A 12,149-nucleotide genomic window follows, 5' to 3' on the forward strand; every position below is an offset into this window, starting at 1 on the left:
AAGTTGATTAAAGGAAAGGGAGTATTTTTAATACTCCCTTTGTTTTATCAATATTTTATTGCCTAACAAAATAAAAGCATTTTGCGATTAAAATTCTAACAATTTTCTAGCACTTTTTTCACTGGGGCAAAGCTACGACGATGTTGCGGTAACGCGCCAAGTTCAGCTAATTTTTCCAAATGTAATTTGGTCGGATAGCCTTTATGCTGGGCAAAAGCGTATTCTGGATATTGCTTGTCTAATTCTTCCATTTCTTGGTCTCGTGCTACTTTCGCCAAAATAGAGGCTGCACTGATTTCCGCCACAAGGCTATCGCCTTTTACGACGGCTTGCGCTGGAATATCTAAGTCTTTTGGGATCTTATTGCCATCAACCAACACAAAGTGCGGTTGAATTTTTAAAGATTTTACTGCTCGAGTCATTGCCAGCAAGGAGGCTTGCAGGATATTAATCTCGTCAATTTCGTTAGCTTCAGCTCGACCTAATGCCCAAGCAAGGGCTTTTTCTTTGATTTCTTCAGCAAGGGCTAAACGTTTTTTCTCAGAAAGTTTTTTAGAATCAGCGAGACCTTCAATTGGGTTATTCGGATCTAAAATGACGGCAGCCGTTACAACGGCCCCAACTAGAGGGCCTCGTCCAACTTCATCAACGCCAGCGATCAATTCATAGCCTTGTGGATATTCAAACATTTTCTGTTCCTTCTAATAAATCAATGACCGCTTGAGCCGCTTGCTTATCTGCATTGCATTGAATTTTTTGGTGTAAATCCGTGAAGTGCTGAATTAAAACATGGCGATTTTTTACCGCACTTTCACCATCAGAAAGATAAGCAGATAGTTTTTCAGCGAGCAATTCTGGCGTACATTCTTCTTGAATCATTTCAGGAACGAGCATTTCATTCGCAAGCAAGTTTGGTAAAGAAATATAATCGGTTTTCACTAAACGTTTTGCTAAGAAATAGGTCAGTGCTTTCATTCGATAGCCTACCACCATGGGTGATTTACAAAGCATTGCTTCAAGTGCTGCTGTCCCTGAAGCAAGCAATGTTGCATCAGCAGCGATCATTGCTTGTCGTGCATTGCCATCAATTAAATGCAGGTCTAGATTTGGCGCAATTTTAGCTTTAATAGCTTCAAATTGAATTCGTCGTTTTTCGTTCACCAAAGGGACTAGGAATTGTAAATCAGGAAATTGTTCTTTTAACAATAAAGCGGTTTTTAAGAAAGGTTCAGCTAGAAATTCCACTTCTGAACCACGACTTCCAACTAAGATTGCTAAATAGCGCTGTGCGGGATTAATCTGTAGCACTTGGCAGGCTTCGGCACGGTTTGGTTTGAGCGGAATAGCATCTGCCATTGTGTGTCCAATAAAACGGCAAGGTACGTTAAATTTATCGTAAAAGGCTTTCTCAAAAGGCAAAAAGGCAAGAACTTGATGAGTCGCTTTGGCGATTTTATGGATGCGATTTTGACGCCAAGCCCATACAGAGGGACTCACGTAATGAATAGTTTTAATTCCGTTTGCTTTGAGCTTGAGTTCTACATCCAAATTAAAATCAGGCGCATCAATGCCGATGTAAACATCAGGTTTTTCTTGCAACATGGTTTGAATGACATTTTTGCGAATTTTCAACAGACGAGGAAGATGTTTCAAAATTTCAGCCAAACCCATGACTGAAAGCTCTTCCATATCGACAAGCGTCTCACAGCCTTCAGCCAACATTCTTGGGCCTGCAATGCCAATAAAGTGAGCATTAGGATAATGAGCTTTGAGCTGGCGAATTAAACCTGCACCGAGAATATCACCAGATACTTCTCCAGCAACAAGAGCGATGGTTGGATTTGTTTTGTTCATCAAATTTACCCTAAAAAATAACCGCACTTTGGCGTGCAAAGTGCGGTTGAATACAGAGATACTTTATTAACGAATAATACCGCGAGTTGAACGTTTGAAAAATTCAACAAAGAAACTAATTGCTGAATCGGTTTCTGCAATTTGCTCAATTTCTGGTAACACTTCTTCCAACGTTTTGCCGCTACGATAGATCATTTTATAAACGTTACGGATCGCATGCATGGTTGGTTTATCAAAACCACGACGTTTTAAACCTTCTAAGTTTACGCCAAATGGACGGGCGTGGTTGCCTTGTGCCATAACATAAGGAGGTACATCTTGGCTTACCATAGAACCGCCGCCTAACATGACGTGTGCACCAACGATTACAAATTGGTGAATTGCTGACATGCCACCAACAATCACGAAATCATCTAATTCTACGTGACCAGCAAGCGTTGCATTGTTTGCCAAAATACAGTTGTTTTTAATTTGGCAATCATGTGCAATGTGAACATTCACCATTAATAAATTGTTATTGCCAATAGAGGTTACACCTCCGCCTTGGATGGTACCACGATGGATTGTCACGTGTTCACGAATTCGGTTGCCATTACCAATAATCGTTTTGGTTGCTTCGCCGTTATATTTTAAATCCTGGTTCACTTCACCAATGCTCGCGAATTGATAGATTTCGTTATCTTCGCCAATAACCGTATCACCACGTACGACAACGTGAGATTTCAATACAGTGCGAGCTTTAATTTCAACAGTGCCTTCAACAATACAGAAAGGCCCGATAACAACACCTTCACCAATAACTGCGCCTTCTTCAACTAAGGCTGTAGGATGGATTTTTGCATTTGGGTGGATCATATTTACCCCCTTAATTAACGACGAGCGCACATTAGTTTTGCTTCACAAGCAATTTCACCGTTTACGGTTGCTACGCCAGTAAATGCAGTGATGCCTCGACGTTCTTTAATCACTTGAACGTTTAATTCCATTTGATCTCCAGGTAACACTGGACGTTTAAAGCGCGCTTCATCAATACCAGCGAAATAGAATAATTCACCGCCTTTTAATTCGAGAGTTTTAAAGGCTAAAATGCCCATTGCCTGTGCCAAAGCTTCTAAAATTAAAACGCCTGGTAAAATAGGTTCGCCAGGGAAGTGACCTGTGAAACAAGGCTCATTGACGCTAATATTTTTAATCGCTTTTAACCATTCGCCTTCTTTAAAATCCAATACGCGATCCACTAATAAAAATGGATAGCGATGTGGTAATAAAGTCATAATTTCTTTTGATTCGATCACTCTTGGTTGTTGTTCTGACACGTTGACACCTTACAAAAAATAAACAAATAAAATCTCTCGGATTATACGATATTTACGGCTAAAAATAAAACGCACTCAATATAGCCTAGTGTTTAGGACGAATATCAATGGCTGGATCGTCATCTTTACGATATTTTTCATCAATTCGTTTTTGCAATCCAAAGTCATTTTTATCCGATTCGTTAGAAAATAAATCTTCTGTTTGCGTTAATTGAGGATTTTTGATTCCTATCCAATTTGCGATTCCTTCTAAGAAGTTCAACCCAGATTTAAACACCTTATATTCTTTGCGTTCGGTGTCATCCGACGAAATTTTGAATAGCGGAATATTATGATGTTCTCGGCTGAAACAGTTTTGATTGAACAAAAGTATATTATTTTTTTCATCTTGTTGGTGGCATAAACCGTGATCTGAGAAATAAATCATTGAGAAAGTGCGGTGATTTTTCTTCGCGTTTTCTGCAAGCTGATCATATACACGTTTTAAAAATTCATCAGTTTTCTTAATAGACGACACATAGCAATTTAAATAACCATATCTCGGATTAAGATCTTTATCATCAAAGATTTTTGGATAATCTTCGACACGGTCGCAAGCCATTGGATGTGAGCCATAAATATGCAACACAATAAAACGTTTTCCTTGAACAGGATCTTCTAATACTTGGGCGAATTTTGGTAATAAATCAAAATCACTAAAGTTAGTAGAATTAAAGCTTCCGCCTTTTTTCAAGAAAAAAGTTTCATCAGATTTTGATGCAAGGGATGAAACTGGCGTATCGAATTCACCGAGCATACCTTGATTAGAAAGCCAATAGGTTTTCACGCCTGCGGATTTGATGAGATCGACTAAACTCAAGCTGTAATTGGGTTCCCATTTTTCTTTGTTAGGAAGAGTTAACATAAGGCGAAGTGAGGCAACAGTATTTGTTCCAGCTGAACGAAAACCATCAATCAATGTGCCTTTAGCACCAGACATAAATGGGGTGTTTTCAATCGGATACCCATAGGCATGGTGATAATCTTTACGTGCACTTTCACCAAGAACAATCACATAATCATCATAGCGTGAATTTTCTAATGTTGATTTTCCCCAGTTATCAGATTGGGACATTTGTTTGAGTTTTTGCACTTCATCTACAATTTTTAATGTGGAACTTACTGTTTCTTTAATCGGTTCAGCAAGCGGCATGTTGTAAGCAAAGAGCAGTGTTGCTAAGGCAATAAATGTTTTATTACGATAAAATTTTATGCCAAATCTCACCGCACTTTTGTACTGAAGCAAAATCAAAATAGGAATGGCGAAAGCAATTAAGTAACTACTCACAGGGATTTGCAATAGAAATTCCTTCGTTTCCAACATATCTGTCGCAAAAAGCGAGGCGATATATTGGTAGCTTGGAGGACCAAAATTTAGCCCTGTAGGCGTATAAAAAGCATGCAGTAACGCAAGCGGTAGCAAAATAAAATAGAAGGATTTTTTACTGCTGCTTAATAAGAGAATAGTTGTTGTCGCAAGCAGAATGAGAGTCACACTTGGTTCTGGAAACATTCCAGAACCGATTAAAATAAAATAACCCGCTAATGCGGCACAAATCACCGCAAAAAGTGCGGGCAAAATTTGGCTTGTTTTTTTCGTGTTCATAATTGTCTTCCCTGAAAAGAAAATGTCGCTATTATCCACCTTTTACTCAGAATTTCCATATTTAACTTCTTCACTCTTGGGTGGTTATTTTATAGAATAAGCCAATTTTTTAAGCCAGAGGGAAAAAACAATGAGCCAACCAATTTATAAACGTATTTTATTGAAATTAAGCGGTGAAGCATTACAAGGAGAAGATGGTTTTGGTATTGATCCTGCGATTCTCGATCGTATGGCTGTTGAAATTAAAGAATTAGTAGAGATGGGCGTGGAAGTCGGTGTCGTTCTTGGTGGTGGCAACTTATTCCGTGGCGCAAAACTAGCAAAAGCAGGGATGAATCGCGTGGTGGGTGACCATATGGGAATGCTTGCTACGGTGATGAATGGTTTGGCAATGCGTGATTCTTTATTCCGTGCTGATGTGAATGCTAAATTAATGTCTGCTTTCCAATTAAATGGTATTTGCGATACTTATAACTGGTCTGAAGCAATCAAAATGTTACGCGAGAAACGCGTAGTCATTTTCTCTGCGGGAACCGGAAGTCCATTCTTTACCACTGATTCTGCTGCTTGTTTGCGTGGTATTGAAATTGAAGCTGATGTTGTGTTGAAAGCGACTAAAGTTGATGGTGTATATGATTGTGATCCTGCGAAAAATCCTGATGCAAAACTTTATAAAAATTTAAGTTATGCAGAAGTGATCGATAAAGAATTACAAGTGATGGACTTAGCGGCGTTTACTTTAGCTCGCGATCATGGCATGCCGATCCGAGTATTCAATATGGGTAAACCCGGTGCATTACGTCAAGTAGTGACTGGTACCGAAGAAGGCACCACTATTTGTTAGTGAATGTTAAAAAGTAAAACGGTAGGAAAATTCCTACCGTTTTTTTTGGATGTAGCCTAGAGATTATAACAATCCACCTTGACCTAATGCTGGGTCAGTTTCACGTGCTTTTAATGCATCTTCAACTGTTAAGCCCAATGCTTTTGCAACGCCTTCACCATATGCTGGCTCACACCAGTGACAGTTACGAATGTGGCGATATTTGATGAAATCAGGTGCATCGCCCATTGCAGCTGCAGTGTTGTTGAATAACGCTTGTTTTTGCTCTGCACTCATTAAGTTAAATAATGCACGCGGTTGGCTGAAGTAGTCGTTATCATCGTTGCGATAATCCCAGTGTGCTGCATCGCCATTGATACGAAGTGGTGGTTCAGCAAAGTCTGGTTGTTGTTGCCATTGGCTAAAGCTGTTTGGCTCGTAGTGCGGTAGGCTACCGTAGTTGCCATCTACACGGCCTTGGCCATCACGTTGGTTGCTATGCACTGGGCAACGTGGGCGGTTTACTGGAATTTGACGATAGTTCACACCTAAACGGTAACGTTGTGCATCCGCATAGTTGAACAAGCGAGCTTGTAACATTTTATCTGGGCTTGCGCCGATACCTGGAACTAAATTGCTTGGTGCAAATGCAGATTGTTCTACATCAGCAAAGAAGTTTTCTGGATTACGGTTAAGTTCAAATTCACCCACTTCAATTAATGGATAATCTTTTTTCGGCCATACTTTGGTTAAGTCGAATGGATGATAAGGTACTTTTTCCGCATCTGCTTCAGGCATAATTTGCACATATAATGTCCATTTAGGGAAATCACCACGTTCGATTGCTTCATATAAATCGCGTTGATGGCTTTCACGATCATTTGCGATAACTGCAGCTGCTTCTGCATCAGTTAAGTTTTTAATACCTTGTTGAGTATGGAAATGGAATTTTACCCAGAAACGTTCGCCAGCTTCGTTCCAGAAACTGTAAGTATGTGAACCATAACCATGCATATGACGATAGCTTGCAGGAATACCACGATCACTCATTACAACAGTTACTTGGTGTAATGCTTCAGGTAATAATGTCCAGAAATCCCAGTTGTTTGTTGCTGAACGCATATTAGTGCGAGGATCACGTTTTACCGCTTTGTTTAAGTCTGGGAATTTACGTGGATCACGTAAGAAGAATACCGGGGTGTTGTTACCCACTAAGTCCCAGTTACCTTCTTCGGTATAGAATTTTAATGCGAAACCACGAATATCACGTTCAGCATCAGCTGCACCACGTTCACCAGCAACAGTGGTAAAGCGTGCGAACATTTCTGTTTTTTTGCCAACTTCACTGAAAATTTTTGCGCGAGTATATTTAGTAATATCGTGTGTGACAGTAAAGGTACCAAATGCACCAGAACCTTTTGCGTGCATACGACGCTCTGGAATAACTTCGCGTACGAAATCAGCTAATTTTTCGTTAAGCCATAAATCTTGTGAAAGTAATGGACCACGCGGACCTGCAGTTAAACTGTTTTGATTGTCCGCCACAGGGGCTCCATTTCCCATAGTTAGGTTAGTAGACGATAAATGCGAAAAAGGGCATTGAGAACTCATTATTAACTCCTTGTATGTATGAAATAAGTAGGGTTGAAATAAATTTCGTAAATATCATACAAAAAGGTTTTAACGATTGAAATCTATTAAATCAATCAAAAAAAACTATTCAAGGTGATAAGGTTTTGAGATTAGATGTATTTTAATTGATAACTCTTGAAAAGGTAAAAATTGTTGATCTCACTTGTCGAGCAAAATATTTGATTATTCACACAGAAAAAGGCTATATCATTGGGCATTTAGGTATATCTGGTTCAATGCAAATCCTGCCACAGGATAGCGCAATAGATAAACCTTGCCCAAAGTGCAGTGGAAAAGTTGAAAGTTTAGTTATAGTAAAGCCTAATAGTTTCTTTCACTAGAAATGTAAAGAATTGTAAATATTCTTTATTCCTATCCTCTTTTAAATATAATGACTCACTTTAGAAGGTCATCAAAAACAGTTTCAAAATGAACCGCACTTTCCATTATATCAGTATTGATTGTGCATCAAGCGATGGCTGCTGTATCAATCGATGTCCACGGGACAGTCTTGCGATAAAATTAATACAATAACCTTGATCTTCCCCCTTTTTGATAATGTAAACAAGGATAATAAAATCATGAAATTATATAAATCGTTTATAGCTAAATTTGTTCAAGCCTCCCTTTTTTCTTGCCTTTCTTTTTCTGCTTATGCACAAGATGTAAATTCGGAAGAAAATAAGCCTTTACCTCTTAACGATGAAGGGTATAAGGCTAGAAAAGAATCTATTACAAAGGAGATAAATAAGGCTGTTGAGGATATTAAGGAAAAAGAAAAAGAAGTTAAATATGATATTCAAAATGAAGGACCCACTAGAGGAAAGGAAAATCAGAGTGTATCTTCAGTCTATAAGATTCCTACTGACGCGCCAGGTTACTATTTGTTTTCTATAGATGAAGGTTCTCGGCCTTTAAGTAATTTGAAGTTGATTAACAATACTGATATTGCATCAACTACAGAAGTTTTTTCTACACGTTGGGTACAAGGAGGGGGGAACATTTTTCGGCCCCCTGTCACTGGTGTGAATAATCTCATTTATATTGAAAATAAGGGAAATATCACTGGGAAAGGAACTGGTCCATCGAACAATCAACCTGCAATACATTTAATTTCAGGAAAGGATTTTTACTTCAAGAATTCAGGTAGGATAACATCAAAACAAGATACAAGTGAGATAAAAGCAGAAAAGAATTTAATATTAGAGAATGAAGGTTCTAAGGATAAAGATTCTCCTAGTATGCTAGATAAATCTAAGTTTAATGGAAAAAATGTTTTTCTTTCAAATACTGGCTATTCTGTATTTAATGAAGTTAACTTTGGAGCATCTGAAAATTTTATTTTTTCCAATAAAGGGACAATACTTTCATATATGACGATTGATGACTTTATTAAAGCTGGTAAAGGACGTTATCAAGCGCCAGAGCCTGATCCAGATACAAAAGAGAAATATAAAAAATACCTAGAAGATTTTTATAAAAATAACCCACCAAAAGATAAGGATGAATATTTTGCCCCTGAAGATAGGGGTAAAAAATATGTTCCTTATGAGACTTATAAAAATATTATAGAAGAATATAAAAAATATCGTGAAAAAATTAAGGATGAAGAATATAAAAAATTTCTTGAAGAATATCGTGAAGAACATCCCAACAGAAACCCTCCTCCACGCGACATTGAATACGACCCTGAATTTAATATCACATTAAAGTGTCATTCTAATAGGGAATGTGAAGGAACTTTAATTGATATAGAAAATGTTAAATTCATTAACACCAATAGATTGTATGAGATACGTAAGGAATTACATAAAGCTTCTTTAAAACCAAAGACAGTAGATGAATTTATTAAAGAAGGTAACGGCGCTTATATAAAACCGATTCCTACTGAAAGAACAGAATCAGATTACAACTTCTATAAACTTAATAGTGAAATCATAGGCACTCCAATAGGTGCAAAAAATTTATACGGAGAAAATAGTGGAGAGATACCTGGAACCCTAACCCTATATTTTGATAATGGATATTTTATTAACTCAGGGAGCATAGGGACACTAAGGGTTAATGCGGAGAGAGGGTTAGTAGTTAATCGTAAAACAGCATCATTGGATATCAGCGATTATGGAGAGAAGAGTGGGCTGTTAGAAGTAGATTTAAAAAATTCTACAGTTTTAGAGGGTTCTATTATCAACAGAAAATTGGCTCCAACTCGCGTTATCGTCAATGAAGAGACAAAAATTGATGGTGTGTTGAAGGCTAATGGAACCGATGAAACTCTTGTCGTGAGCAGAGATAAAAATAGTGAGCTTCATAATCTTGAAGCCGGTATGGATAAATATGTTGGTTTCGAGCATTTAGAAATGCAAGGGAAATGGGCGATTAAGGAACATGACGCTGAATTTAAAGAATCAATCACTTTTAATGAAGCTAATGTTGAATTGGCAGGTAAAAAATTAATTAGCCCAGAAGTAATAAATACAGGTAGTAGTACTATTAATGTTACGTCTAACGCTGAAGTAAAAGGAAATTTTACTAATCAGGGAACCGTGAGTTTAACGGGTACGTTAACTACTTCAGGCAATGTTGAAAATAGCGGCACTATTGAATTTAATAATGGTCTTCCAAGCACAAAATTTGTGACTTCAGGTAACTATGCTGGTACTGGAGAAAAAAGCCTATTAAAAATGAATGTCGATGCAAGTGCGGGCAAAAGTGAATTCGATTTACTTGATGTCGGTGGAAAAGCAAGTGGTACGACTAAAATTGAGTTTATAGATCCGACAAAGTTAGCGGCTAAAATGAAAAATCGAGTGAAATTGGTTAAAACCCAATCATCGGATGAAAATGCGTTTTCTTTAGTTGAATCCAAATATGGTCGCTACAAGTATAAGTTTTATAATGTGGCTCATGATACGGATGGCTATAGTAACTGGTATTTAGAACAACTTCCAACTTTCCGTAAGGAAGTCGCGGGAATTGTATCGGGCTTTGCGGCAAGTCAGAATTTGTTTACTCACACATTCCATGATCGTGCAGCGAAAGATAAATTACCAGAGGAGCATACAGCTTGGGTGAGAGTTTATCGTCATAATACGAAATATCAGCTTAATGGCGTAGATTCAAAAGCCGATGCTCATTCAGATACCCTACAGTTGGGCTATGATGCGTTGAAATATAATAAGGGCACCAACAAATTTACAGCAGGTGCTTATGTGAGTTTAGGGCGTCAAAAATCAGAAACTTATTTGGTTGAAGATGATGAAAGAGTACGCAGTAGCTCAAAGGGATATTCTCTAGGGCTCTACGCAACATGGGAAAAACCAAACTGGTATGTGGATAGTTGGATCCAAGTGAATCGCTTAAAAACTAAAGTGAATACAAGTGATGGAAGATCGGATTATAAAACGACCGCACTTCAAGCTTCATTAGAGGCTGGATACAATAAGTTATTAAACAAAACAGATAATTATGCTTATTACGTTCAGCCACAAGGTCAGGTTATTTACAATCACTTCCATAAACCAGATATGGGTGAAGAATTGGCTGTGTTAAATCCTCGTTATTTCGTTACACGTTTAGGTTTGCGTTTTTACCAACAATCATTAAAACGCCCAAATCATGGCGAACCTTATTTGGCATTAAATTGGTGGCATCATACCAATCAAACAAGTGTAGTAACTGATGAAAAAGCGATTTCAATTAAAGGGATAAAAGATCTTAAAAATATTGAGGTCGGGATTGATAAATGGTATATCACAGATAATCTTTCCGTATGGACAAATGTTGGCTATTACATGGGCACCCATAATTATCGTGATATTCGATATAATTTAGGCGCATCTTATCGCTTCTAATTTATATAGTTAAATATCTAAAAAAGGTGGGTTTTGATCTGCCCCAAAAAGTTAGACTGTTAAATTAAGGACTGAGTTCTGTACTCCATAGGGCTTAGTCCTTTTAGTTTCCTCTGAATGCGTACATGGTTGTAATAATGCTACATTTTTATCGTTTTTCGTCTTCAAGTGATAGAAGAAAATACTGCGTGTCAAGCCGATTAAATCTAATAAAATGGATAGTGGAAAATGAAGGCTCAATGCCTTTACGATAGCGGCTTTTTCTACATTTTTTGTTGGTTGAGCTCCTGCAATTTTTTTAGGATTGCGTTCTCCGCACGAAGACGCAAGTTTTCCAATTCTAGTTCTTCCTTTCGTGTTTTCGGTTTAGGTGGCATTTAGAATATTTCGGTTGCATGATTGGGCGACCTTTAGATTTGGAGATTAATCCGTTTATACCTTGTTTTTCAAAGGCTTGCAATCATCGGCTAATCACACTTGAATTGACAATGCCAAAGTATAAATAGGCTGTTTATGCAGAAAACTGCCCATTTTTAACCGCTTGTATCACGTTAAGTTTAAATTCAGGTGAGTAATTTCTCTTCTTCCCCAGCACAGCTAATCCATTGATTCCACTATTATTAAATTGGTTAATCCAATATCGCAATGTTCTACTGGCAAGTTGAAAATGTTTACGAGTAAGTGAACGATTTTTACTATTTTGAAGATAAAATTCGATGACTTGTTGTTTGAAAAGAGTGTTGTATTTGGTCATAAAAAATCTGAAACTTAGCTGGTTATTTAGTCCAGCTTTTTGGGGGCAGATCATTATGCGTTACTATGCGTTAAATTGAGTGCCAAAATGCGCTAAAATACTGATTTTTAAATACAAAAAAAGCAAGGTGATTTACCTTGCTTTATTAATTTGGTGGAGATAATCGGGATCGAACCGACGACCTCTTGAATGCCATTCAAGCGCTCTCCCAACTGAGCTATATCCCCATAAAAGACAGCAACATAATAAAATTTGACTATGTGGCTGTCAA

8 protein-coding genes, 1 tRNA gene and 3 pseudogenes are annotated in these 12,149 nt (G+C 37.7%); 3 read left to right on the forward strand and 9 right to left on the reverse strand.

The genetic code is table 11. The features are described from left to right. Nucleotides 1–95: 95 nt before the first annotated feature. The 5 genes from rnhB to DV427_RS04865 all read right to left on the reverse strand — a co-directional run bounded on the left by rnhB (nucleotide 96) and on the right by DV427_RS04865 (nucleotide 4,815). Nucleotides 96–689, reverse strand: coding sequence for a ribonuclease HII (gene rnhB, locus DV427_RS04845; RefSeq protein ID WP_114891496.1), 594 nt, complete (start codon nucleotides 687–689; stop codon nucleotides 96–98). Then, nucleotides 682–1,854 (reverse strand): lipid-A-disaccharide synthase, encoded by a 1,173-nt coding sequence (gene lpxB, locus DV427_RS04850; protein WP_114891497.1) that lies wholly within the window; start codon nucleotides 1,852–1,854, stop codon nucleotides 682–684. The genes rnhB and lpxB overlap by 8 nt, the downstream gene beginning before the upstream one ends. Before the next feature lie 66 nt (nucleotides 1,855–1,920). Then, nucleotides 1,921–2,709 (reverse strand): acyl-ACP--UDP-N-acetylglucosamine O-acyltransferase, encoded by a 789-nt coding sequence (gene lpxA, locus DV427_RS04855; RefSeq protein WP_114891498.1) that lies wholly within the window; start codon nucleotides 2,707–2,709, stop codon nucleotides 1,921–1,923. A gap of 14 nt (nucleotides 2,710–2,723) precedes the next feature. Continuing rightward, nucleotides 2,724–3,128, reverse strand: coding sequence for a 3-hydroxyacyl-ACP dehydratase FabZ (gene fabZ, locus DV427_RS04860; RefSeq protein WP_005685437.1), 405 nt, complete (start codon nucleotides 3,126–3,128; stop codon nucleotides 2,724–2,726). A gap of 127 nt (nucleotides 3,129–3,255) precedes the next feature. Next, nucleotides 3,256–4,815: a phosphoethanolamine transferase gene (locus DV427_RS04865; protein WP_114891499.1), complete on the reverse strand. Its 1,560-nt coding sequence runs from the start codon at nucleotides 4,813–4,815 to the stop codon at nucleotides 3,256–3,258. A gap of 130 nt (nucleotides 4,816–4,945) precedes the next feature. Here DV427_RS04865 and pyrH point away from each other — a divergent pair, with 130 nt between their 5' ends. Next, nucleotides 4,946–5,659, forward strand: coding sequence for a UMP kinase (gene pyrH, locus DV427_RS04870; protein WP_005628053.1), 714 nt, complete (start codon nucleotides 4,946–4,948; stop codon nucleotides 5,657–5,659). Nucleotides 5,660–5,722: 63 nt separating this feature from the next. Here the strand turns inward: pyrH and DV427_RS04875 are convergent, their stop codons facing one another. Then, complete coding sequence (locus DV427_RS04875; RefSeq protein ID WP_114891500.1) at nucleotides 5,723–7,249, reverse strand: catalase; 1,527 nt, start codon at nucleotides 7,247–7,249, stop codon at nucleotides 5,723–5,725. A 146-nt stretch (nucleotides 7,250–7,395) separates the two neighbouring features. Here DV427_RS04875 and DV427_RS04880 point away from each other — a divergent pair. Together DV427_RS04880 and DV427_RS04885 are read left to right on the forward strand one after the other, a co-directional pair. Next, a pseudogene (locus DV427_RS04880) lies at nucleotides 7,396–7,542 on the forward strand (DNA-formamidopyrimidine glycosylase family protein); the annotation flags it as partial. 309 nt (nucleotides 7,543–7,851) lie between these two features. Continuing rightward, entirely contained in the window at nucleotides 7,852–11,124 is a 3,273-nt protein-coding gene (locus DV427_RS04885; RefSeq protein WP_162790263.1) for an autotransporter family protein, read from the forward strand. A 59-nt stretch (nucleotides 11,125–11,183) separates the two neighbouring features. Here the strand turns inward: DV427_RS04885 and DV427_RS04890 are convergent. The 3 genes and pseudogenes from DV427_RS04890 to DV427_RS04900 form a co-directional block, all read right to left on the reverse strand. Then, nucleotides 11,184–11,264 (reverse strand): annotated as a pseudogene (locus tag DV427_RS04890) (IS3 family transposase); the annotation flags it as partial. Next, nucleotides 11,254–11,878 (reverse strand): annotated as a pseudogene (locus tag DV427_RS04895) (helix-turn-helix domain-containing protein); the annotation flags it as partial. The pseudogenes DV427_RS04895 and DV427_RS04890, both read right to left, overlap by 11 nt. 151 nt (nucleotides 11,879–12,029) lie before the next feature. Next, nucleotides 12,030–12,105: transfer RNA gene (locus DV427_RS04900), tRNA-Ala, on the reverse strand. Nucleotides 12,106–12,149 lie beyond the last annotated feature (44 nt).

The sequence above is a fragment of the Haemophilus haemolyticus genome, from assembly GCF_003351405.1.
GTDB classification, from domain to species: domain Bacteria; phylum Pseudomonadota; class Gammaproteobacteria; order Enterobacterales; family Pasteurellaceae; genus Haemophilus; species Haemophilus haemolyticus_N.